A 23709-nucleotide genomic window follows, 5' to 3' on the forward strand; every position below is an offset into this window, starting at 1 on the left:
AGGCGAGCGCGAAGAAAGCCGCGGGATGTCACTCGCCGGGGCGGACCAGGCCCGTCTCGTAGGCGTGGACGATCGCCTGGGCGCGGTCGCGCAGGTTCAGCTTCGCGAGGATCCGGCCGACGTGGGTCTTGACGGTCTGCTCCGACAGCACGAGCTCCTCGGCGATCTCCTGGTTGGACCTGCCCCGCGCGATGAGGGTGAGCACCTCCGTCTCGCGCTCGGTGATGTCGTCCAGCCGCCCGCGCGGCCGGCTCGGGCCGATGCGGGCGAACTCCGCGATCAGCCGCCTGGTCACCGAGGGCGCCAGCAGCGCCTCCCCGGCCGCCACCACCCGGACCGCCTCGGCCAGCTGCTGCGCCGAGGCGTCCTTGAGCAGGAACCCGCTCGCCCCGGCCCGCAGCGCCTCGTAGACGTAGTCGTCGAGGTCGAACGTCGTCAGGATCAGGATCCTCGGCGCGGGATCGACGGACCTCATGATCTCCCGTGTCGCCGCGAGGCCGTCCATCACCGGCATCCGCACGTCCATCAGCACCACGTCGGGCCGCAGCTCGGCCACCCGCGCCACGGCCTCGGCGCCGTTGGCGGCCTCGCCGACGACCTCGATGTCGGGCTGCGAGCTCAGGAACACCGTGAAACCGGTCCGTACCATGCCCTGGTCGTCGGCGATGAGCACCCGGGTCGTCATCGAATCTCCTTGAGCGTGGAGCCCCCGGAGCGCGGGCCGGGGGAGGGGGTCATGCGTCCTCGCTGATCGGCAGTATGGCGGTTACCGCGAAGCCCGTCCCGGTCGGACCGACCCAGAGCTTCCCGCCGAGTACGGACACCCGTTCCCGCATCCCGATCAGGCCGTGTCCCATGTGCCCTGTGTGTCCCGGCTCCTCGGGGGAGCGGTGCCCGGCGCCGTTCGTCACCTGGACGTGCAGCTCGGCGCCGTACCGGGCGACCTTCAGCGAGACGGTGGAACCGGGGGCGTGCCGCATGGCGTTGCTGAGCGACTCCTGGGCGATCCGGTAGGCGGACAGGCTCACCGCCGTGGGGAGCCCGGCCAGGTCACCGACGAGTTTGAGCGTCACGACGAGCCCGGCGGAGCGCGCGGTGTCGACGAGCTCCTCCAGGCGGCCGAGGCCCGGCTGCGGCGCGGTGTCAGTCGGCCCGTCCCCCTCCCTGAGGACGCCCAGCACGCGGCGCATCTCGGTCATGGCCGCGAGGGAGAGCGCGCGGATCTCCCTCAGCCCCTCCTCCAGGCGCCGCGCGTCCCCGGACGCCTGCAGCGGGACGGCCTCGGCCTGGATGGCGATCACCGACATGTGGTGGGCGACGACGTCGTGGAGCTCCCTGGCGATCCTGGCCCGCTCCTCCAGCGCGGCCTGGGCCGCGAGGGCCCGCTCGCTGCGCCGTTCCTCCTGGGCCAGCAGCCCGGCGGCCAGCCGCCGGGCGCGCACGTTGTAGCCGAACAGGACGGTCACCGAGACCGTGCCGACGACGAGGGCCGTCGAGTTGGGGTGGATCATCCAGGCGGCGAGGAACGAGACGATCCACACGCCCACGGTGATGTGCCGCTCGCAGCGGACCGCGACCGCGTAGACCACGAGTATGTACATGATCGAGGCGGCCGCGGTGTAGGGGACCTCGTCGAGGAACTGCCGCGAGACGACCGTCCCCAGGGGAACGAGCAGGAAGGCCGACCGCCAGGCGGCCAGCGGCCACCGGTCGCGCAGCGCGAGCGGCAGGGAGAAGGCCAGGGCCGCGAACATGAGCCCCTGCTGGTCGAGGGGGGAACGCGCCGCGGCCGCCTCGGTCTCGAGGTAGGACAGGCCGCCGCCGAACAGGACGAAGGTCAGTGCCAGGTCACCCAGCAGGACCAGGTCGATCGTCCCGAACGGCAGCAGCCCCAGGGCGCGCGGCACGCGGCGGGTGAGGCGGCGTGATCGGGGACGGGCCGGGTCGGGTGTCCCGGTCACCAGCGCCTCGGTGAGCGGGCGGGCCAGCCGTACGGCGGGTTCCCACGCCCGCCGCGTATGTCGTGCCAGGAACCGCCGCGCGGGGCTGGGGATCACCCGGATCAGCGTAGGCGGCTCGGTCGTGACCCGCATCCCACCAGGGGGTGACCTCCGATATACGACCGGGGAGGGAACCATGCCGTCCGGTGGGCTCAGGCCGCGCCCGGACCGGGTCGCCGGCCGCCCTGCACGCCGGGTCGCCTTCCGGGCGGAGGCGCGAAGGAGCGTGGGAACGGCTACGCCCTCGCTCTCCTCCGGGTGATTCCCGTGCACCCGCCGTCGCTGAACGTTTCATCGGCCGACACCGTTCACCAGGATCACCCGGCCGTGATGACGGCGCGACGTTGACCGCTTCCGTCCAGGGTGTGACTTTCCTTGAAAGGGCCGATCACCGAAGGGGCACATCGATGCGGGTAACGACATGGCTGGCCGGTTGGGCCGGCGGGGGAGTGGTGGCCGCCGCTCTCGTCTTCCTGCCGGCCGGAAACGCAACGGCCGCACCGTCACCGGCACCGTCGCCCATTCCGTCCGGCGCCCTCCCGTGCCGTACGGCACCGCAGACCCCGGCGCCCTCCAGCAGCCCGCCGACCGCGCCGGGAACGCCTTCGGTCGTGAACGTCATACTCAATTCGGCACGCCTGAGCTGGGCCGCCTCCAGCGACCCGGACGGCATCGCCTGCTACTACGTGTACGAGGACAAGAACGGCACGGCCGTCCGGGTGGCCACCTTCCAGCCCGCGGTCACCGAGGGGACGGTCCTTCTCCCGTTTCCCCCGCTCGACGTCGTGTCGGAGGTCCACCACCTGTACGTCGTGGCCGTCGACTCGAGGGGAGAGGCGAGCCCCCCGTCGGGAAAGGTGGCCGTCACGATCTACAACGACCGCCTCCCGGCGCCCACCAAGCGCTGTGAGGTGAAGTACACCTCATGGTCGTGGAGAACCGGAATGAGCACGAACATCAAGATCTCCAACACCGGCTCCGTACCCCTCACCGACTGGCGGCTCACGTTCGCCTTCGCCGACTCCGGACAGCGGGTGACCTCGGGCTGGTCGGCCGCCTGGTCGCAGGCCGCAAGCGCGGTGACGGCCGCGGGCCTGCCCTGGAACAAGGACCTCGCTCCCGGGCAGTCCCTGCTCATCGGCTTCCAGGGCACCCACACGGGCGCCAACCCCCCTCCGGCGGCCTTCCAGATCAATGGGACCCCGTGTACTCAGTCGTGAGGAAGAGGCCGGCCCGATGACACGCCCGCGCTGAACGGTCAGGGCCTGTCCGACGGAGGAACCGGAGGTCCGGACCGGTGAAGGCGCACACCCCCGCGGGGGTGTGCGCCTTCACCGGTCCGGACCTGAAACATGTGCCCACCTGGGGTTCGCCCGGCCACCCGGGCAATGTTGATTACACGATTACGATCGCTCACAGCGAACTCACTCAACCCCGGGAACATTCTCAGGCTCCCATTAATTGAGTGTGTATAACTCAACCCTTGGAGTTCACATGAGTGAGAGCTTGATCCTCCCGGTCCTGCCGCTCGACGACGAGGTCGTGCTGCCGGGCATGGTGGTCCCGCTTGACCTGTCGGAGACCGAAGTCCGGGCCGCGATCGACGCGGCACAGGCTCTCGCTGACAACAAGCCGGAGGTCCTTCTCGTTCCCCGGATCGACGGCAGATACGGCTCGGTGGGCGTGAGGGCGATCGTCGAGCAGGTGGGCAGGCTCCCCGGAGGCGAGCCCGCGGCCGTGGTGCGCGGTGTCGACCGGGTCCGCGTGGGCACCGGCACGACCGGCCCCGGCGCGGCCCTGTGGGTGCAGGCCACCCGCATTCCCGCCGTCGCGGCGGGTGAGCGCGCCCACGAGCTCGCCAAGGAGTACAAGGCGCTGGCCACCACGATCCTGCAGAAGCGGGGCGCGTGGCAGGTCGTCGACGCGGTCAACCAGATGGACGACCCCTCGATCCTCGCCGACAACTCCGGTTACGCCCCCTGGCTGAGCACACCGCGCAAGGCCGAGATCCTCCAGACCGCCGACCCGGCCGACCGCCTTTCGATGCTGGTCGAGTGGTCCCGCGAGCACCTGGCCGAGCTCGACGTGGCCGAGACGATCCGCAAGGACGTCCAGGAGGGCATGGAGAAGCAGCAGCGAGAGTTCCTGCTCCGCCAGCAGCTCGCCGCGGTCCGCAAGGAGCTCGCCGAGCTGAACGGCGACACCTCCTCCTCCGAGGAGGAGGACTACCGCTCCCGCGTCGAGGCCGCCGACCTGCCGGAAAAGGTGCGCGAGGCCGCGCTCAAGGAGGTCGACAAGCTGGAGCGGACCTCCGACCAGTCCCCCGAGACCGGCTGGATCCGCACCTGGCTCGACACCGTCCTCGACATCCCGTGGAACGAGCGCACCGAGGACTCGTACGACATCGCCGCGGCCCGCGCCGTCCTCGACGCCGACCACACCGGCCTCGACGACGTCAAGGACCGCATCATCGAATACCTGGCCGTCCGCGGGCGCAGGGCCGAGAAGGGCCTCGGCGTGGTCGGCGGGCGCCGCAGCGGCGCGGTGCTGGCGCTGGCCGGTCCCCCCGGAGTCGGCAAGACCTCCCTGGGCGAGTCCGTGGCCCGCGCCATGGGCCGCAAGTTCGTCCGCGTCGCCCTCGGCGGCGTGCGCGACGAGGCCGAGATCCGCGGTCACCGGCGCACCTACGTCGGCGCCCAGTCCGGCCGGATCGTCCGGGCCATCCGCGAGGCCGGCTCGATGAACCCGGTCGTGCTGCTCGACGAGGTCGACAAGGTCGGCTCCGACTACCGGGGCGACCCGACGGCCGCGCTGCTCGAGGTGCTCGACCCGGCGCAGAACCACACCTTCCGCGACCACTACCTGGAGGTGGAGCTCGACCTCAGCGACGTGCTCTTCCTGGCGACCGCCAACGTGCTGGAGGCCATCCCCGGCCCGCTGCTGGACCGCATGGAGGTCGTGACGCTCGACGGCTACACCGAGGACGAGAAGGTCGCCATCGCCCGCGACCACCTGCTCCCGCGCCAGCTCGACAAGGCCGGTCTCACCGCGGAGGACGTCACCGTCGGCGAGGACGCGCTGCGCAAGCTCGCCGGCGAGTACACCAGGGAGGCCGGGGTCCGGTCCCTGGAGCGCTCGATCGCCAGGATCCTGCGCAAGGTGACGGCCAACGTCGCGCTCGGCGAGAGCGAGCTGCCCGTGACGGTGGAGGACCTGGTCCCCTACCTGGGCCGCCCGCGCAACGTGCCGGAGTCCTCGCTTCCCGAGTCCAGCCAGCGTACGGCGGTGCCCGGCGTGGCCACCGGCCTGGCGGTCACCGGGGCGGGCGGTGACGTCCTCTACGTGGAGGCGTCCCTGGCCGACCCCGAGACCGGCGACACCGGCCTGACCCTGACCGGCCAGCTCGGCGACGTCATGAAGGAGTCGGCTCGGATCGCGCTCTCCTACCTGCGCTCGCGGGGCGCGGAGCTGGAGCTGCCGGTCGGTTCCCTCAAGGACCGCTCGGTGCACGTCCACTTCCCGGCCGGAGCCGTTCCCAAGGACGGCCCGTCCGCGGGCGTCACCCTGATCACGGCCCTGGCCTCGCTGCTCTCCGGCCGTCAGGTCCGCAGTGACGTGGCCATGACCGGCGAGGTCTCCCTCACCGGCCGGGTGCTCCCGATCGGCGGGGTCAAGCAGAAGCTGCTGGCCGCCCACCGGGCGGGCATCACGACCGTGCTGATCCCGGCGCGCAACGAGCCCGACCTGGACGACGTCCCGCAGGCCGTCCGCGACGAGCTCACCGTGCACACGGTGAGCGACGTGCGCGAGGTCCTGGAGATCGCGCTCACCCCGGCCAAGGTGGCCCAGCACGCCGCCGCCTGACCCGCGTTCCCCGCGACGGCCCTTCCTCTCCCCGGAGAGGGCGGGCCGTCGCCGTTCTCGTACGGAACAGGCTTAACGAATATAAATGGACGAATCATTAAGTCGATTGACTGAATGATACGGCCATGATGGCATGGGTTCCATGCTGTACGGAACGCCTCCCCTGGAGGCCGTCGACGAAGCGGTGCTCGGCGAGATCGAGGAGATGCGCCGCGACCTTAAACACCGCCTCGCGGAGACCCACCGCTGGGACGGCCAGCTCCGGCGCCAGCTCCAGGCGCGGGCCATCCAGGGCTCCAACTCGATCGAGGGCTATCGGGCCAGCGTCGAGGACATCGAGTCCATCATGGCCGGTGAGGAGCCGCTGGACACCTCCGCCGCGGTCGCCAGGGAGATCTCGGGCTACCAGCAGGCGCTGACCTACATCCAGTTGCTCTCCCGGGCGCCGGTGTTCGCGTTCGACGCCGGCCTGCTCCACGCGCTCAACTTCATGATGATCGGCCACCACCACGACAGGACGCCGGGCACGGTACGGCCCGGCGGCATCTACGTCCGCAACTCCGCCACCGGGGAGGTCGTCTACGAGGGCCCGGACGCCGAACGGGTGCCGGAGCTGATGGCGGAACTGGTCGCCTGGCTCAACGAGGGCGACCTGGAGGCGCCGAGCTACGTGCGGGCGGCGATGGCCCACTTCAACCTGGTGAGCATTCACCCCTGGCGCGACGGCAACGGCCGCATGTCGCGGGCGCTGCAGACGCTCGTGCTCGGCAGGGACCGGATCACCACCCCGGAGTTCTCCTCCATCGAGGAGTGGCTGGGGCAGGGCAGGAACACCTATGACTACTACGACGCCCTGGCTGGGATGCAGAGGCGGGGCTGGAGCCCGCACGGGGACACGCTGCACTGGGTGCGCTTCTGCCTGCGCGCCCACCACCTCCAGGCCCAGCGGGTCGGGCGCAGGCTCTCCGAGGCGGGGGAGGTGTGGATGCTCCTGGAGGAGCGGGTCGACGCCGACGGGCTCAACACCCGCACCGTTTCCGCGCTCTACGAGGTGTTCGTCAACCGGCGGCTGCGCCGGAGCAGATACCAGCTGGACGAGTCGCTCAGCCAGGGGCAGGCGGTCAGGGACCTGCGGGACCTGGCGGCCAAGGGGTGGCTGGCGCCGTACGGGGAGACCAAGGGCCGCTTCTACGCGCCCGGGGAGAGGATGCGGGCGATCAAGGAGGACTTCGCCCAGCGGGTCGTCCCCCTGCGGGACCCGTACCGGTGATGACCAGGCGTCACGGGGATCGACCGGGTGCGGCCGCGGGCGGTCTCGCCGGAGACGGGTGTTCGTGACCGGTGATCGGTTTCACATAACATGTCGGGAATGAGGGCAAAGCAAGGGCGCGTTGGTGACCAGCTGTGATCGATGTTTCTGGCCTGCGGAAGGTCTATCAGGATCGGGGCCGAGAGGTGGTCGCCGTCGACGGCGTGGATCTCCACGTCCGCGAGGGTGAGATATTCGGCGTGCTCGGGCAGAGCGGCGCCGGTAAGAGCACCCTGCTGCGCTGCGTGAACCTGCTGGAGCGACCCACCTCCGGCACCGTCTCGGTGGCGGGCCAGGAGCTGACCTCCCTACGCGAGGGCGACCTGCGCAGGGCCCGGCAGCGGATCGGGATGATCCACCAGCACTTCGCACTGCTCTCCTCCCGCACGGTCGCCGGGAACGTCGCCTTCCCGCTGGAGGTCATGGGGGTGGCCAAGGCCGAGCGCGTCAGGCGTACGGCCGAGCTGCTGGAGCTGGTCGGGCTGGCCGACAAGGCCGGGGCACACCCCGCGCAGCTGTCGGGCGGGCAGAAGCAGCGGGTCGGCATCGCCCGCGCGCTGGCCGGAAGCCCCCCGGTCCTGCTCTCGGACGAGGCCACCTCGGCGCTCGACCCCGGTACCACGCAGTCGATCCTGGCCCTGCTCAAGCGCCTCAACCGCGAGCTCGGCCTGACGATCCTGCTGATCACCCACGAGATGCATGTCGTCAAGTCGATCTGCGACTCGGTCGCCGTCATGCGGGACGGCCTGGTCGAGGAGTCGGGGACCATCCCCGAACTGATCTCCAGGCCCGGCTCCAGGCTCGCCGCGGAGCTGTTCCCCCTGCCGGAGCCGGAGCCGGGGCAGGTCACGATCACCTTCACCGGGCAGGCCGACGAGCCGGTGGTGTCGCAGGTGGTCCGCAAGTTCGATGTGGACGTCAACATCCTCGGCGGAGCCCTGGAGGAGGTGGCGGGCCTCTCGACGGGACGGCTGCGCCTGCTCGTCACCGGTGACGAGCGCGCCGCCGCGCTCACCTACCTGGCCGAACGCGGCCTGCTCGTCGAGGAGGCCCGATGACCTGGGAAGAAATGTTCCCGCTGCTGATGGAGTCGACCGGTCAGACCGTCCAGATGGTCCTGTGGTCGACCCTGTTCACGGTGATCCTCGGCCTCCCGCTCGGGGTGGCCCTGGTCGCCACCGACCGGGGCGGGCTGTTCCCCTCGCCCGCGCTCAACCGGGTGCTCGGGCTGGTCGTCAACATCGGCCGCTCGCTGCCCTTCATCGTGCTGATGATCGCGATTCTCCCGCTGACCAGGCTGATCGTCGGCACGACCATCGGCACCATCGCCTCGGTGGTCCCGCTGACGCTCGGCGCGGCGCCGTTCTTCGCCCGGCTGGTGGAGACCGCGCTGCGCGAGGTCGGCAGGGACAAGGTGCAGGCGGCCCAGGCCATGGGGGCCGGGCGCGTGACCATCGTCGGCAAGGTCCTGCTGCCCGAGGCGATGCCCGGCCTGGTCGCGGGGCTCACGGTGACCGTGGTCGCGCTGATCTCGTACTCGGCGATGGCCGGGGCGATCGGCGGGGGAGGGCTCGGGGACCTGGCGATCCGCTACGGCTACCAGCGCTTCGAGACCACGCTCATGATCGTCACCGTGGTGGTGCTGGTCGCCGTCGTGCAGATCGTGCAGACCCTGGGGGATACCGTCGCGCGCCGTCTCGCGCGTAACTGACCGGATATGCCACGCTGATCATTTAGCTCTATTTCATGATTTATCCGGTAAGTAATCTGATTTGATCATTGGCGTGGCCTGGTGTTTCAAGTGAAGTGAAAGTCAGGGGCAATCGGCGCATCGTACAACATGTGTGTCAGAATCCTCACTCCCGAGAGGAACCCCTCGAAATGCGATTCGCCAGCCGAATCCTGTTGGGCACCGGTATGGCTGCCCTTCTCGCCATGGGCGCCCCGGCGATGGCCAACGCCGAGACCGCGACCCCCGTCCAGACCGCCACCGCCGCGACCCCCTACTTCGCCGACTCCTGGGGACCGTACTACTCCGGTGACGAGAAGGCGGAGGCCGAAGGCAAGGTCGCCGTGGAGAAGAAGTCACAGAAGCACTGGTACTGGAAGAAGTATTCCAAGATCGTCAAGAAGTGCTACTGGCACAAGGGTGAAAAGAAGTGCAAGTGGGTGAAGCAGTGGTTCAAGAAGCGCGCGTGGAAGTGGGAGCACGAATACCACTACACCGTCGGTAGCAAGCTCACCAACCACAAGTGGTGGAGCAAGCCCAAGCACTTCTGTGCGTGGGAGACCTTCAAGGTCGTGGGCTTCGACGGCTCGTCCACCTTCAAGAGCTTCAAGAACTGCTCCAAGAAGCCCGCCTTCTACTCCTTCTCCGGCACGGACGCCGAGCACATCTACGTCAAGGTGAGCCGGGGCAACCACGGCCACCCCAAGGGTTACCAGAGTGGCTGGGAGCACATCTACAGCCACGCCTGATCCGCACGGCCGAGGCTCCCCGGAGTTCGGGCCACGCTGCGCACGGCCCGAACTCCCAGGAGTGCGACCACGCTGATCCATCCGGCCGGGCCCCTCCCGGGTACGGCCACCTCCGATCCACCCGACCAGGACTCTCCCGAGGCCTGAGCACCCACTGGGCCGCGACCTCACGCGAGGTCGCGGCCCAGCCGCGTGCGGGCACTTCTCACCGAACTTCTCACCGAGTAATGTTCGGTTTCATGCACCCGGGAGCGATCGCAGCAGTCTCGCCCGACAAACCCGCTGTGATCATGGCGGGCTCCGGACGGGTCGTCACCTACCGCGAGCTGGACGAGGAGTCCAACCGCCTCGCCCACCTCTTCCGCGCCGCCGGGCTGCGACCGGGTGACCACATCGCCTTCATGCTGGAGAACCACCCGCTGTTCCTGGCGGTCGCGTGGGCCGCGCACCGCTCGGGCCTGTACTACACCGCGATCAGCCCGCGGCTGAAGACCGACGAACTCGCCTACATCGTCGACAACTGCGAGGCCCGGATCTTCATCTCCTCGGCCGCCCTCGCGGACGTGGCCGTCTCCATCGCCGACCGCACCCCGGGTGTCGGGCTCAGGCTCATGCTGGACGGTGTGGCCCCGGGCTTCGACTCGTACGAGAAGGCCGTCGCGGCCCACCCCGCCACCCCGCTCGAGGACGAGTGCCAGGGCGTGGACATGCTCTACTCCTCGGGCACCACCGGACGGCCCAAGGGTGTCAAGCCCACCCTCTCCCAGGCCTCGCTGGACACGCCGGGGCCGCTGCTGCAGCTCATCCAGTTTCTGTTCGCGCCCTCCGCCGACAGCGTCTACCTCTCCCCGGCGCCGCTCTACCACGCCGCCCCGCTGCGCTACTGCATGACCTTCCAGCGCCTGGGCGCCACGCTCGTCGTCATGGAGAGGTTCGACCCCGAGCAGGCGCTCGCGCTCATCGAGAAGTACCGCGTCACCCATTCGCAGTGGGTGCCGACCATGTTCATCAAGATGCTCAAGCTGCCCGAGGAGACCCGCGCGCGCTACGACCTGTCGTCGCTGACCTGCGCGATCCATGCCGCCGCCCCCTGCCCCGTCCCCGTCAAGGAACGGATGATCGACTGGTGGGGCCCGATCATCCACGAGTACTACGCGGGGACCGAGGGCAACGGCTTCCTGTACGTCGGCTCCCAGGACTGGCTCGGCCACAAGGGCACGGTCGGCCGCCCGCTGCTCGGCGTCGTCCACATCTGCGATGAGGACGGCACCGAACTGCCGCCGCGCGAGCACGGTACCGTCTACTTCTCCGACGGCCCCCAGTTCGTCTACCACGGCGACGAGGACAAGACGCGGGCCTCGCGCGACCCCCAGGGCCGGGGCTGGACCACCCTCGGCGACATCGGCTATCTCGACGAGGAGGGCTTCCTCTACCTCACCGACCGCCGCTCCTACATGATCATTTCTGGCGGGGTCAACGTCTACCCGCAGGAGGCCGAGAACGTCCTGGCCGTCCACCCGAAGGTGGCGGACGTGGCCGTCTTCGGCATCCCCGACGAGGAGATGGGCGAGCAGGTCAAGGCCGTCGTCCAGCCGCTCTCCATGGACCTGGCGGGCCCCGGGCTGGAAGCCGAGCTGATCGAGTACTGCCGGTCCCAGCTCGCGCTCTACAAGTGTCCCCGGTCGGTCGACTTCCGCGAGGAACTGCCCAGGCACCCCACGGGAAAGCTCTACAAGCGCCTGCTGTGCGACGAGTACCGGCCCGCCGGCTCCTGAGCCGTCCAGGGGCGGTGCCCGCGTCCACCTGATCGGCGGGATCGCCGCGACGGGAGGGGTTCGCGTACGGTGACCGGTCGGCCCGCGAGGAGCCGGGACCGCCGGCGGCCACCGGGAACCCGGGCGGTCATTCCTCGGTGCAGGCCTGTTTCTCTTCCTCGGCCGAGGTGTTGATGCGGCTGAGAAGCCCGTAGAGCTGGGAGATCTCCTCCTCGTCGAGGTCGGAGCACAGCTCTCGCTCCAGCGCCGTGAGCGCTTCCTGCACCTTGGTGAGCGCGTCGGCTCCCGCGGCGGTCATCTCCACGATGTGGCGGCGCCGGTCGGCGGGATCGCGGCGGCGCTCGGCGAGCCCGTCACGTTCCAGATCGTTGAGGATTGCCACCAGCACGCTGGGGTCGACCGCCAGCGCCTCGATGAGGGCCTGCTGGCCCATGGGACCGCTCTCCTCGAGGTTCATCAGCGTGACGGCGTGCCTGAGGGTCAGGCCGGTCACGCCGAGTGCGTGACGCATGCGGACGTTCGTGACGGTGCCGTGGCGGGCCAGGAGCATGCCGAGACGATCCACGGCCCTCGGCGCACGGATGTCCTCGACTCCCATGCCCGTACCGTAGCACGCATTGAATGATCGATGACTTCAAATAGTTGAAGCCCTTCAACGATATGTTAGTGTCAACGACATGCCGGACGCCGTGTCGGCACGTACGGCCTGGTCAGAACCGTTTTAGAGGCCCAGGACGACGTGTCCGCCGCGAGGCGACCGGACCCAGCCGACGGCAGTCCGGGCCCACGGCCCGTGCCGGACCACCGTGATTCCGCACCAGAAAGAGATCGGGAACCTGTGATGAGCGATATCGCACCCGCGTGGCAGCCCACCGTCGTCGTGGTCGGCGGAGGCTACGGAGGCATCCGCGTCGCCAAAGCGCTCGACGATGCGGCCGATGTCGTGCTCGTCGAGCCCAAGGAGGCCTACCTGCACAACATCGCCGGGCTGCGGGCTCTGGTGGACCCGGTGTGGCTGCCGCGCATCCACTTCCCTTACGACACCCTGCTCACCCGGGGCAGGGTAATTCGCGACCGGGCTGTCAGCGTCGACTCCAAGCACGTCGTCCTCGCCTCCGGCGAGGAGATCGCCGCCGACTACATCGTGCTCGCGACCGGCTCCTCCTACCCGTTCCCCGGCAAGAGTGACGCCGTCGACATCGACGCCACGCACGAGCATTACCGGACCTCGCACCAGGCCCTCGCGGCGGCCGACAGGGTGCTGCTGCTGGGCGCGGGTCCGGTGGGCCTGGAACTCGCCGGAGAGATCAGGGACACCTGGCCCGACAAGCGCGTCACCGTCGCCGACGTCGGCGACGACATCCTTTCCGGTCCGTTCAAGCCCGAGCTGCGCGCCGAACTCCGCCGCCAGCTGGACGAGCTCGGCATCGAGCTGCTGCTGGGCAGTTCGCTGCGCGAGGCGCCGCCGACCGAGCCCGGCACCGCCGGGACCTTCACCGTGACGACCGAGGCGGGCGAGGAGCTCACCGCCGACCTCTGGTACCGCTGCTACGGCGTCACGCCCGTCACCGGCTACCTCGCCGACGACCTGGCCCCCGCCCGCACGGCGAGGCATCTCGTCGAGGTGACCCCCGAACTCCGGGTGATCGGGCAGGACAACGTCTTCGCGATCGGCGACATCACCACCGTGGGCCCGCCGATGGCGGTGTACGCGGGAGAGCAGGCCGAGTTCGTCGCCGCGAACATTCGCGCCCTGATCGCCGGCGAGGGAGAGCTGGGGGTCTACGAGCCGATGCCGCCCGTCATCGTGGTGCCTCTGGGCTCCGAGCGCGGCTCGGGTCAGGTCCCCGGCCAGGACGGCGTCCTCGACGGCCCCACCGTCGCGCACATCAAGGGCCGCGACTTGCTGATCCACTACACCGAAGAGGTCTTCGGGGGCGGTGAGAAGTAGTCGCAAGGTGTCCGTCCGGTGATTTCGAGTGATCGTGACCCTCGCTGAGCACGGCGGATAAAGCCGTTGTCAGAGGATCCCGATCACCGCGATCAGGCTCTTAACCTGCGCTTACACGTCGTCGGGCATTGTTTTCACTAGCCGGGGAGTACCGGCCTCCGCCCGTTCGATCGGGGGGACGTAGGACTTGGGGGAAGACATGGACCCGAACAGGAATGAGCAGCAGGACACACCGGCCGAGGCGACCCCCGGGAACGACGGCTGGACCCAGTTCGGCAAGGTGCCGCCCCGCGCCGGCGCCTACCGCGCCGCCGCCGACACCGGACCGCAGCCGACGCTGATCCATCCGGTGCCGGAGCAGCTCGCCGCCGAGGCGCCCGGGGGGGCCGGCGGGATCGGGGGATCCGGAGGGGCCGGGGGGCCCGGGGGATACGGGGGGCCGCGGGGGCGGCTCACCGCAGGGCAGAAGGTAGGTGCCGGTCTCGCGCTGGCGGCCATGGCCGTCGGCGGTGGGGTCGCGGGGGCCTTCGCCGCGACGAGTCTCAACAGCGGCGCCGTCGCCCAGGTCTCGTCGGCCGGCCCGGTGGTCAGCCCGGTCGGCAACGCGACCACGGTCGCCGACATCGCCCAGGCCGTCCAGCCCTCCGTGGTGTCGATCGAGATCAGGACCGCCGCCGGCGGGGGCGAGGGGTCCGGGGTGGTGCTGTCGGCCGACGGCCTGATCCTGACCAACAACCACGTGGTGGAGGCCGGGGGGCAGGGGGGCCCGGGCAGCCAGGTGACGGTCAAGTTCAGCGACGGGAAGTCCGCCACCGCGAAGATCATCGGCACCGACCCGGCCACCGACCTCGCGGTCATCAAGGCGGAGGGCGTCTCCGGTCTCACCAAGGCCTCGCTCGGCGACAGCGACCGGCTGAAGGTGGGGGACTCCGTCCTCGCCATCGGCAGCCCGCTCGGCCTGTCCGGCTCGGTCACCGCGGGGATCGTCAGCGCGCTGAACCGCACCCTGACCGTCGGTGGCGACCAGGGCCGGCAGCAGCTCCCGCCCGGCTGGGGCGGGCAGCAGCAGGGTGGCGGGGCCACCACCATCGGCGGCGCCATCCAGACCGACGCGGCGATCAACCCCGGCAACTCGGGAGGGGCGCTGGTCAACGCGGCCGGACAGGTGGTGGGCATCAACACCGCCATCGCCACCAACGGCGGCGAGGGCAGCATCGGTGTCGGCTTCGCCATCCCCATCACCACCGCCAACCAGGTCGCCCAGCAGCTCATCGAGAGCGGCAAGGTCTCCCACGCCTTCCTGGGCGTGAGCGTGACCGACGCCACCGGGGACGCGGGCGGCGCCCTGGTCGGTCAGGTCACCGAGGGAAGCCCCGCGGCCAAGGCGGGCATCGAGCAGGGCGACCTGATCACCAAGATCAACAACACGACCGTGGACGAGGCGGCCACCGTGGTCGGAGCCGTCCGCGGCTTCAAGCCCGGCCAGCAGGTGACCATCGCCTACGTCCGCGACGGGCAGTCCGGCACCGTCACCGTGACCCTCGCCGAGAAGACCGGCGAGTAGGCCCCGGCGCGTAAGGCTCAGCGGCGGGCGCGCCGCCGGGGTCGGGGCCCATGGGCCCCGACCCCGGCGGCGTTCCCATCTTCACGATCCGGCGCTGCGGGCCCCGCCGTCCGGGGATTCCGAGGTGCCGGCCTCTCGCTTTGCGAATCGCCTCATTTTCACGTGCTCGCGTGACTGGATTTCTGAGCCATCCCATCGGAAGTCTGTAGGCTCTATGAGCAGGGAGAGGAGATTCCAGCATGACCGCACAGCCGCAGGACTTCGTGCCCCCTGCCTCACCGATGCCGGAGAAGAGCTTGCGGGCTATCCGCGCCGCCCTGGTCGTGCCGCAGGACCGCGAGGCGTTCGACGCGGGGCTCAAGGCAGTGCTCGATGAGGTTCGAGTGAGTTTGGATCTCGGTGCGCTCAACGCCTTCGTGCATCGCTGGTGGATCTCCGCATGCGACTCGGTGCGGGATCCAGAGGGACGTCGCCGGATGCACGCCAAAGCCGAGCAGGTCCTTGCCGGTGAACTGGTCTCCTCCGGAAGGCCGTGGCGTGAGGTTCTCGGCGCCCGTGGGGTCGACCTGTAGGTGTACCAGATCACACTCGACCCTCTCGTCGAAGAGCAGATCGCGGCGATTCCCGCAGAAGCGCTACGTCCACTCGCCGAACTGCTCACCCTGCTGGAAGTCGCGCCGTGGAGCGGTCAGCCGTACAACCCGGCCAACCCCAAGGCCAACATGCTCACTCACGCGTTCGGCGAGCGAGGGCTCGCGACATACGTGGTTCTGGACGAGCAACGTGAGGTGTACCTCATCCGTATTGAGTGGCCATGATCCTGCGCAGTACGACGGTGGTACAGCGACGCCCGCTGAGTGACCAACTGACCGGAAAATGATCCACCTCAGCCAGGCAGGCGGCAGCGAACCCCGGCCGGTGGTCATCGGTTCAGGGCTTGCCGAGAGCGGTATGAGTCAGGCGACAGAGGTCAAGGTGACGGTCAGACCGAGTGCTTCGAGCTGCCGGACATGGGTTCGGATCTTCTTGTCCTTATCCACGCGGTTGGCGTGGTAGTCGGCTCCCAAATCGAAGTAGCGGGTAGCGGGGTCGGCCAGCAGGTGCCAGATGATGACCAGGATCGACCGGGCGACGGCGACGAGGGCTTTGAGCTTGCCGCGGCGTTTGACGATGCGTCGGTAGCGTTCGCCGAGGAAGCTGTCGGTGCGCGAGGCCACGGCGGCGGCCTGGCCGAGGACTCCCTTGAGGTAGAGGTTGCCCTTGCCGGTCCGGCCGCCGGCGGGACTCTTGGCGCCGGACTGAATCGTTCGCGGGGACAGTTTCGCCCAGGAGACCAGATGACCCGCGGTGGGGAACCTCTTCATGTCCAGGCCCACCTCCGCCAGGATGAGGGGCTCCCCCATGATGAGCGCTTCGATCATGTCTCGGATGGAGGCGTTGGTCAGTCTGCTGGACACCGCCGTCACCTTGATCAGGGAGTCTTCCAGCAGCTTTTCCATCCGGAGCCAGTACCGGGTCCGCTCGACGGTCAGGTCGCTGCGCATCCGCGTGTAGTCACGCAGCGTCCGAATTTCTTTGGGGGCACGAACGAGGGACGAACCAGTCCTTTCTCGGTGAGCTTGGCCAGCCACACCGCATCCAGCTTGTCGGTTTTCGACCGGCCCGGCAGATGCTTGACATCGCGGGCGTTGACCAACTGCACGTTCAGGCCCCGGGCTTCCAGCAGGTAGTACCAGATCCGCCAGTAGTCGCCCGTCGATTCGACGGTGACCTTCTCCACGCCCAGAGCGGCCAGGCGGTCACCGAGTTCGGTGACCGCGTTCATGGTGGCCTCCACGTCCCACACCTTGGTCACCCGGCGCCCGGACGTGGACTGGTGCGGCATCCGGGTGCATACCGTGCCGAACGCCTTGGCCACATCGATCGCCGCGACCCGGCCGATGAGGTGTTCATACTCCTCATCTGGAACCTCCACAGGTTCTCTCCTCGCCACTGGTGATCGCTCCTTACCGGATCGGGGGTGAGGGGCGGGCTGCTCGGGGGCCTCGGTCGGGAGCCGAACATTCTGACCGGCGTGCTCAAAGCAACAGTGCGTGACCCGTGAAGGTCGGGGCCCCAGCGCCAGACTGAGTGACGGGATCCAGCCGTCCCACGTTAGTACCGGCGTCGGCGAGCAACCCGCCCCCATTTTCGCGCCTGTGTGGCGTCCGTGAAAGGTCAGGAAGACTGAGTGACAACGACCCCGGACGAGGCCGGACGTCGATGGATCACCGTGGACGGTAAGCCCAGGTGGGGGCGGGTATTTCCCATGATCCCGCCCTTGCCTGGGCTCTTTGCGGGCAGGATGTCAGGAGTTCGAATCTCCAGGTACGGTAGCCACCATCCGTTGGCTGAGCCGGGCGTGCGCGACGATGTGGGCGCGACCGGATCTGCGGGGTCGAAGGTCCATATGATCGAGGCATGGCCCTCGACTTCCACGCAGGAATTTCGGTCGCCGAGTAGGCGGTGGCCCTGAAGTGGTACCAACGGCCCGCGACGCCGATCAGGCCGATCAGCCCTGTCCGCCGCAGGATCGATGTCGTGGTCTCCCCGGTCGTGCGGGTGATCAGGACTGGGTGCGGGTCCACTGCTGGTTGGTGCCGGTGCCGCAGGCGTACTGCTGGATGTCGGCGCCGTCGGCGGTCGAGGCGTTGGCCACGTCGAGACATTTGCCGCTGTGGCGGGCCCTGAGCTGGTAATAGCCACCGGTGGCGGTCCACTGCCACTGCTGGTTGGCGCCGGTGCCGCAGGTGTACTGGATGACGTTGGCGCCGTCGGCGGTCGAGGCGCCGGCGACGTCGAGGCACTTGCCGCTGTGCTGGCCGACCAGGCGGAGGTAGCCGTCGCCGGTGTCCTGGAACTGCCACCTCTGGTTGCCGCCGCCGTTCCACGGATACTGCTTCACCTCGGCGTTGTTGGCCGTGGAGGCGCTGACGACGTCCATCACCTTGCCGCTGTGCCGGGCCGTGATCCGGTACGACGGTGCGACGGAACCGGAGATCACGCCGGTGGCGGTGTCGATGGTGACCTGCGGGCTCCAGCTCAGGCTCATGCTCGTGGCGGACGGGAACGTGATCGGCAGCCACACGTACTGGGAGTCGTTCACCGGGCCGCCCCACGCGCCGGCCCACCGGTCGCCCATGTAGAGGTAGCTCGTCGTCGAGGTGCCCTGCACCGGCAGGACGTACGCCGGCTGGGAGCCGAACGTCGTGCCGTCGCCGACGTTGGTCCACCCGCTCCACGGGCCGGAGACGCTGGAGGCCGTCGCGTACCTGGCCTGGTTCGGGTTCCACCCGGTGGCCCCGGACGTCAGCAGGAAGTACGTGCCGCCGCGCTTGAACATGGCCGGGGCCTCGCGGTGGCCGCCCGGCCAGAAGTTGCCGACCAGGGCGCTGACGTTCAGGTAGTCGGAGGTGAGGCGGTAGATGTGCAGGTCGTAGTTCTCGTTCGCGGCCGAGATCATGTATGCGGTGCCGTTGTCGTTGTAGAGGGTGATGTCCCTGGACATGTGCTGGCCCAGGGGGCGGAAGCTGCCGTGGTAGGTGTAGTCGCCGTCCACGGTCGCGGAGGAGGCGACGGCGGCGCGGGCCTGCCCGTAGTCGACGCCGTTCTCCTTGTGCATCCACATGACGTAGCGGCCGGTGGAGCTGTTGTAGATGACCTTCGGCCGTTCGATGTTGGAGACGTTCAGCTCGGCGGCCGACGTACGGGTGAGGACGTCGCGCCGGAACTCCCAGTTCCGCAGGTCGGTGGACCGGTAGACCGAGACGGCGCGGAAGGTGTTGTCGGCGTTGCGGTTCTCGCCGAACCAGTAGTAGTACGTGCCCACCTTCAGCACCCCGCCGCCGTGGGCCTGCAGCGGGTTCCCGGCGGTATCGCGGAACTGCGTCCCGTTGGTGATCGTGACCTCGGCGGCCCGGGCCGGCGCCGCCGGCTGGGCGACGAGGGCACCGGCGACGAGCAGGGCGGCGGCGGTCGCTCTGCCGATCGCCCCGCGTAAGCCTGTTCTCATGGTGATCTACGCCTCCTGAGAGGTGATCGGACACGGTAGGTGATCTGGACGCACCCGGCGGTGGCCGGTGAAGCCGGTCGGGTTCGCCGAGTACGTCACCGCCGGCGCGGGCCGTTCGGCGGCGAGGGGGACGAGGCGGCTCGGCACGGGCGCCGGTGACGCGACGCCCGGGGGAATCGTCCGGCGCAGGGACACGACAGGCACCCTTCTGCGAGGGGCGGAATGGCGTGCAATTGCGTTAGCGCTAACAATCGACGGTCCAGGTTGGCCCGTGGAAACGGGCGGACCCCCCTGTGGGACGGGACGACCGGGGCACGTCGATGTTTCCGCTGTGTTTCCGCAGAGTGTTTACGTCGCCATCGCGGATGTCAACAGATCCGCGGGGTCCGGGAACGCGGATTCGCCGGATCTGACAGGCTTGACCGATCGAATGTGAGCGCACACACTGATGTGGCGCCGACCTGACCTGCCGCTCCGCAGTGGTCGCGGATGGTGTGCCACGCGCATCGGCGTTTCCCGCCTCCTCGTGTGGCGGTTCTCCTTCAATGAATGTTAGCGATAACATTTCAGTGCTCGAAAAGAGGTCCGTATGACGGTCGGCAGATGGGCGGCAGGGACGGCCGCGCTCGTGCTCGCGAGTTCCGCCCTGGTGACGACGGCCTCTCCGGCGTACGCCGCGACGCTGCCGACCGGCGCCCGATCGCTGGAGGCGGTCAACTACCCCGGCCACTACGTCCGGCACGCCGGCGCGTTCGGCCGCCTCGACCCGGTGACCTCCGCGAGCCCGGCCCAGACCAAGCTCGACGCCACGTTCACCGTGGTCAACGGTCTGGCCTCGCCGTCCTGTTACTCCTTCCAGACCAAGAACGGCCTGTTCCTGCGGCATTACGACTGGAGGCTGCGTGTCGACGCCAACACCGGCGACGCGACCTTCCGCGCCGACGCCACGTTCTGCGCCGTGGACGGGTCGGTCGCCGGCTCGACGGCCCTGACCTCCTACAACTACCCGGGCCGGCGGATCAGGCACCGCGACTTCGGGCTCTGGCTGGACACCTACCAGGACACCGCCGGGTTCCGCGCGGACAGCTCGTTCAAGATAGCCGCGCCGTGGGCGCCCAAGACGAACCGCAACCCGGTGATTCCCGGCCTGTTCGCCGACCCGCACGTCATCGCCGCGGGCGGCCGCTACTACCTGTACGCGACGACCGACGGCTACGCGGGCTGGGGCGGCACGTACTACAAGGCGTTCTCCTCCGCCGACATGGTGAACTGGACCGACCACGGCGTCGTCCTGAACCACGGCCCGGACGTGTCGTGGGCCGACGACTCGGCCTGGGCGCCCGCGGTCGCGGCCGCGGGCGGCCGCTACTACCTGTACTTCAGCGGCGGCGCGGCCTCCGGGAACACCGCCAAGCAACTGGGGGTCGCGGTGTCCGACTCGCCCACGGGCCCGTTCCGGGACGCGCTCGGCCGGCCGCTCGTCGCCGCCGGCCAGTACTCCGGCCAGGCGATCGACCCGATGGTCTTCACCGACGACGACGGCCGCTCCTACCTGTACTGGGGGCAGGGCGCCGCCCGCGTCGTGCCGCTGAACGGCGACATGACCTCCTTCGATCCCGCGCAGGTGCGTGTGATCACCCCGTCGGGCTACAACGAGGCGCCGTTCGTGTTCAAGCGGAACGGGATCTACTACCTCATGTGGTCGGAGAACGACACCCGAAGCGAGGACTACCGGGTGGCGTACGCCACGGGGACGAGCCCGACGGGACCGTGGACCAGGCGCGGCGTCGTGCTGCAGAAGCGGCTGGAGGCCGGGATCAAGGGCCCTGGTCACCACTCGGTCGTCCGGGCGCCCGGCACCGACACGTGGTACGTCGCCTACCACCGGTTCGCCGTACCGGCGGGGAACGGCACCAACCGGGAGGTGGCCGTCGACCAGATGGAATTCAACACGGACGGCACGATCCGCCCGGTCGTGCCCACCCTCTGAGCTGTTCTCCCGATCGCGATGGGATATCCGGAGAACACCGCTTCAGGGCGACCATTCTTTTGAGATCGCCGGTTCGCGCAAGGATCGCCAGGACTGCATGGCAGGAGCAGGTCTCTAGTTTCGACCTGGGAAAATATAGCTCTGCAAGCTGTAGGACCCTCGCGACAAGCAGATGGCCAACGGATTGTTAGGGAAATGATGTACAGGGTGACCGGAAGGTCGGCTCTGGATTTAGTTTCAAATCCACGATCTCTTGCGAGCCCGCGTGAATTCCTTGGTGAAGGCTTTGAGTGCAGCATCATTTGCGGATAGATCTAGGGTGAGATTGATGTCTAGTCTTTTCCTGTTGGGCTGGGCTAGCCATGCAGGGATCTTTCCGAACTCAAATACCACTCTATCGATAAAAAAGCGTATGTCTCTGCTAGGTTGATCTGCTATAAGGGCAGCCAACGCGGCTGCTCGTTGAAATTCTTCCGGATATACGGCGCCACGAATGTCGCTAGCCCAATCCAGAAGGTCCTCGTAAGCTGAAACGATGCGTCCAGCGAAATGTGAAATGGTCACTGCGTCCCCTGCGACGCCGGGAGGACCGAATGCTTGCTGTTGCACGGCGGGTGTAAATATCGATCTGATGCCCGCAGCTATTTGGATGGCGTCGCCCAGGGCTCCTTGGAGTCGTGTCGCCGCTGAGGATTTATCTAGATATATGCCATTTCGGCGACCATGGCCGCTCTGAAAGTCTCGCCATTTCGGCTCAAGCCTTTCTTTTCCTTGCAGCAGGACGCCCGCAAAGAGGAGATACTCCCATGCGGGTAGGGATTGCGAGATGAGCATCTGCTGTTCATTTGAATTTCGAGGTACCCAATCAATTTTGATTACCTCTGGTGGGCAAGATAGAGACTCAAGTAATTTCGTTATTTCGTCGAGCTGGGCCAGGACGTCATGTGCTATTAAATTTGGAAACTGTTCGCGGACGCTCCTGAATTTTTGAAGGCGATCGGCGAAGTATTCCGGACCCCTCCAGCTTACTTCGATGCCTGCATCTCTCCCTGCCCTCAACACTAGAGAGGCAATATGTTCCGGTATTGGATAGTTTGACAAAAATGTCCAATGGGCGATGTCCCAATCTCCTTCGCTCTTAAGTTTAGTAGCTTTCTTTAGGTCTCCCATCATCTTGGATGAAATTTCGTTGTCGAGGCGTTGATTTTGGATCCGCTTGAAGCAGTGTGCTGCGAAGATTCTCTTCTCCGACTTCAAGTAACCATCATTTCCCCGGTCTGGTCGATCGTCATCAATCGGAAGAAAATCCATGCCGTATTCGGCCTGGAGGACGGCGTTGCAGAAACGCATAAAGTCTTGAGGGTTGGTAATAAGCTCAATCTGCGCTTGAAGGTTCATCTACCCAGGGTAGTCGACAAGAGGTCTGGTATGTAAGGATCTGACTCGGATGTGCGTCGCCTTGATACCTGCAACTGTTCCTGATGGCTCGAAGATTGCCGACCGGTAGCAACGGTGGTGGTCGTACACCACTTTCAAGCCACGGGGCTTCTGCGGTTCCAAGGGATTTCCTGTCTGAAAGTAGGCGAATCCAATCTCAGAAGCTGATCACTTCCGTATGCAAGGGGTCCCATGGGAGGGCAGTTGTCTGTTCATCGGGTTGGCCAGGTCATCCTCGGCCTTCCGACTTGCTTTGACAGGTACTCCGCAAACGATCAACGCTTTCAGCGCAACCTGCTTGCAGTGATCGTTGATAAGTGCCAGATCAGGAGCCAGGTTGCGGGCCGTGATTTCCCCGCCCCCGCTGCCGGAGTGTTCGTGCCCTTCGGTCGGCGTCAACTCCGTCTGTACTTGTTGGGTGTGGGGTGCCGGTGTACGTCGTGGGGAACGGATACACGAAGACGGAGTTGCCCCCTCGGCCGGGACACGCAATCTGGCAGTTGTCGGGGGCGGGGAGGAATGGGCCAGGAGCCTGCATGGTGGCTCCTGGCAGGCGTGGCGACGCCGTCCCTCCGAAGCACACGCCGCCACGCCCGTCTCTACCGGGCTCTACCGGACAGCAGTGCCGCCCAGATCGCCCGAGCTTCGGGGAAAGACCAGCGGCACGTCTCGTGGATCTCGTGCTCGCGGTCGAGTTGAACGGTTCGCCGGAGGAACGCCTGCCCGCCGCCCTGGCACAGTTCGTAAACCGTGGCGCGGCATACACAGGTCCAGCTCACCGGCCTTACGCGATCAGCGGTCCGATCCGGAGGCCGCCACCGCAGCCGCGTGTGATCGCGTTGTGCCATGGCCACGTGCGGACTCAGACAGTCCTCAACCAGCATCACAACGGGTCTCCACGCAGCAGCGGCGACACCGGGTGGCCCTGCTGTAGTTCCTCGTACCGGCGGGCAACGCAGCGGGCGGCGGCGGCCGGGTTGTCCACGGTGTAGGCCGTGTAGAGCCGTCGGCGGCTCCGCCCCGAGAACTGTCCCGTCCACCAGCGGTAGACGAAGCCGTCGGTCCAGACCAGAAGATCGACCCAGACCGACACCAGGGCGACGCCGTAGCCGTCATGAACGTCAGCGGCTATCCCATGCCGTTCCAGCGCGTTACTCAGCTGGTCAGCGGCATGTACGGCAGGCGTTCCGGTCAGCGGAGCGGGAGCGATCATCGTTGTCCGTCTCCTCTCAGCGCGGTTGATGCGCGTGCTCGGATTCCCCTTCCAAGACTGTCGCCGGGCGACTACGT

At 67.9% G+C, this 23709-nt stretch carries 20 protein-coding genes; 12 read left to right on the plus strand and 8 right to left on the minus strand.

From position 1 onward, the window contains the following. Positions 1–28: 28 nt before the first annotated feature. Both ACTOQ2_RS25575 and ACTOQ2_RS25580 read right to left on the minus strand, forming a co-directional pair. Entirely contained in the window at positions 29–685 is a 657-nt protein-coding gene (locus ACTOQ2_RS25575) for a response regulator (RefSeq protein ID WP_440067077.1), read from the minus strand. 49 nt (positions 686–734) lie between these two features. Continuing rightward, on the minus strand, positions 735–2057 hold the full coding sequence (locus ACTOQ2_RS25580) for a sensor histidine kinase (RefSeq protein WP_440102817.1): 1323 nt from the start codon (positions 2055–2057) through the stop codon (positions 735–737). Positions 2058–2611: 554 nt separating this feature from the next. Here ACTOQ2_RS25580 and ACTOQ2_RS25585 point away from each other — a divergent pair. From ACTOQ2_RS25585 to ACTOQ2_RS25615, 7 genes are all read left to right on the plus strand, one after another. Next, entirely contained in the window at positions 2612–3220 is a 609-nt protein-coding gene (locus tag ACTOQ2_RS25585) for a cellulose binding domain-containing protein (protein WP_440102819.1), read from the plus strand. Positions 3221–3494: 274 nt separating this feature from the next. Further along, positions 3495–5864, plus strand: a complete 2370-nt coding sequence (lon, locus tag ACTOQ2_RS25590; protein ID WP_440102820.1) for an endopeptidase La — start codon at positions 3495–3497, stop codon at positions 5862–5864. 133 nt (positions 5865–5997) lie between these two features. Further along, a complete protein-coding gene (locus tag ACTOQ2_RS25595; protein ID WP_440102822.1) occupies positions 5998–7134 on the plus strand; it encodes a Fic family protein in 1137 nt (378 codons plus the stop codon). A gap of 134 nt (positions 7135–7268) precedes the next feature. After that, positions 7269–8231, plus strand: a complete 963-nt coding sequence (locus ACTOQ2_RS25600) for a methionine ABC transporter ATP-binding protein (RefSeq protein ID WP_440067069.1) — start codon at positions 7269–7271, stop codon at positions 8229–8231. Further along, entirely contained in the window at positions 8228–8884 is a 657-nt protein-coding gene (locus ACTOQ2_RS25605; protein WP_362683165.1) for a methionine ABC transporter permease, read from the plus strand. Before ACTOQ2_RS25600 ends, ACTOQ2_RS25605 begins: the two co-directional genes overlap by 4 nt. Before the next feature lie 206 nt (positions 8885–9090). Then, positions 9091–9651, plus strand: a complete 561-nt coding sequence (locus ACTOQ2_RS25610; RefSeq protein WP_440067067.1) for a hypothetical protein — start codon at positions 9091–9093, stop codon at positions 9649–9651. Positions 9652–9890: 239 nt separating this feature from the next. Then, positions 9891–11426 (plus strand): acyl-CoA synthetase, encoded by a 1536-nt coding sequence (locus ACTOQ2_RS25615; protein ID WP_440102824.1) that lies wholly within the window; start codon positions 9891–9893, stop codon positions 11424–11426. A 127-nt stretch (positions 11427–11553) separates the two neighbouring features. Here ACTOQ2_RS25615 and ACTOQ2_RS25620 read toward each other — a convergent pair whose 3' ends face one another. After that, positions 11554–12024, minus strand: coding sequence for a MarR family winged helix-turn-helix transcriptional regulator (locus ACTOQ2_RS25620; RefSeq protein ID WP_440102825.1), 471 nt, complete (start codon positions 12022–12024; stop codon positions 11554–11556). 243 nt (positions 12025–12267) lie between these two features. Between ACTOQ2_RS25620 and ACTOQ2_RS25625 the strand changes: the two genes are divergently transcribed. The 4 genes from ACTOQ2_RS25625 to ACTOQ2_RS25640 all read left to right on the plus strand — a co-directional run bounded on the left by ACTOQ2_RS25625 (position 12268) and on the right by ACTOQ2_RS25640 (position 15759). Beyond that, positions 12268–13377 (plus strand): NAD(P)/FAD-dependent oxidoreductase, encoded by a 1110-nt coding sequence (locus ACTOQ2_RS25625; protein ID WP_440102827.1) that lies wholly within the window; start codon positions 12268–12270, stop codon positions 13375–13377. 199 nt (positions 13378–13576) lie between these two features. Beyond that, positions 13577–14941, plus strand: coding sequence for a S1C family serine protease (locus ACTOQ2_RS25630; protein WP_440102828.1), 1365 nt, complete (start codon positions 13577–13579; stop codon positions 14939–14941). Between the two features lie 239 nt (positions 14942–15180). Continuing rightward, on the plus strand, positions 15181–15513 hold the full coding sequence (locus tag ACTOQ2_RS25635) for a DUF6247 family protein (protein WP_440102830.1): 333 nt from the start codon (positions 15181–15183) through the stop codon (positions 15511–15513). Beyond that, entirely contained in the window at positions 15514–15759 is a 246-nt protein-coding gene (locus tag ACTOQ2_RS25640; protein WP_440102832.1) for a hypothetical protein, read from the plus strand. It abuts the gene before it with no gap. Positions 15760–15897: 138 nt separating this feature from the next. Here the strand turns inward: ACTOQ2_RS25640 and ACTOQ2_RS25645 are convergent, their stop codons facing one another. The 3 genes from ACTOQ2_RS25645 to ACTOQ2_RS25655 form a co-directional block, all read right to left on the minus strand. Further along, the gene (locus tag ACTOQ2_RS25645; protein ID WP_440102834.1) at positions 15898–16485 is read right to left on the minus strand and encodes a transposase; all 588 of its coding nucleotides are present in this window, start codon (positions 16483–16485) and stop codon (positions 15898–15900) included. Beyond that, entirely contained in the window at positions 16470–16916 is a 447-nt protein-coding gene (locus tag ACTOQ2_RS25650; RefSeq protein WP_440102836.1) for an IS110 family transposase, read from the minus strand. The genes ACTOQ2_RS25645 and ACTOQ2_RS25650 overlap by 16 nt, the downstream gene beginning before the upstream one ends. Before the next feature lie 630 nt (positions 16917–17546). Continuing rightward, entirely contained in the window at positions 17547–18992 is a 1446-nt protein-coding gene (locus tag ACTOQ2_RS25655; RefSeq protein ID WP_440102837.1) for an RICIN domain-containing protein, read from the minus strand. A gap of 589 nt (positions 18993–19581) precedes the next feature. Here ACTOQ2_RS25655 and ACTOQ2_RS25660 point away from each other — a divergent pair. Then, positions 19582–20982 carry a family 43 glycosylhydrolase gene (locus ACTOQ2_RS25660; RefSeq protein ID WP_440102838.1) on the plus strand — a complete coding sequence of 467 codons (1401 nt, stop codon included), beginning with the start codon at positions 19582–19584 and terminating at the stop codon, positions 20980–20982. Between the two features lie 237 nt (positions 20983–21219). On the opposite strand, the gene ACTOQ2_RS25665 is transcribed toward ACTOQ2_RS25660, so the two are convergent. Together ACTOQ2_RS25665 and ACTOQ2_RS25670 are read right to left on the minus strand one after the other, a co-directional pair. Beyond that, the gene (locus tag ACTOQ2_RS25665) at positions 21220–22380 is read right to left on the minus strand and encodes a hypothetical protein (protein WP_440102839.1); all 1161 of its coding nucleotides are present in this window, start codon (positions 22378–22380) and stop codon (positions 21220–21222) included. Positions 22381–23302: 922 nt separating this feature from the next. Next, on the minus strand, positions 23303–23632 hold the full coding sequence (locus ACTOQ2_RS25670; protein ID WP_440102841.1) for a hypothetical protein: 330 nt from the start codon (positions 23630–23632) through the stop codon (positions 23303–23305). Positions 23633–23709: the final 77 nt, after the last annotated feature.

The organism is Streptosporangium sp. H16, assembly GCF_051918855.1.
In the GTDB taxonomy this organism is placed as follows: Bacteria; Actinomycetota; Actinomycetes; order Streptosporangiales; family Streptosporangiaceae; genus Streptosporangium.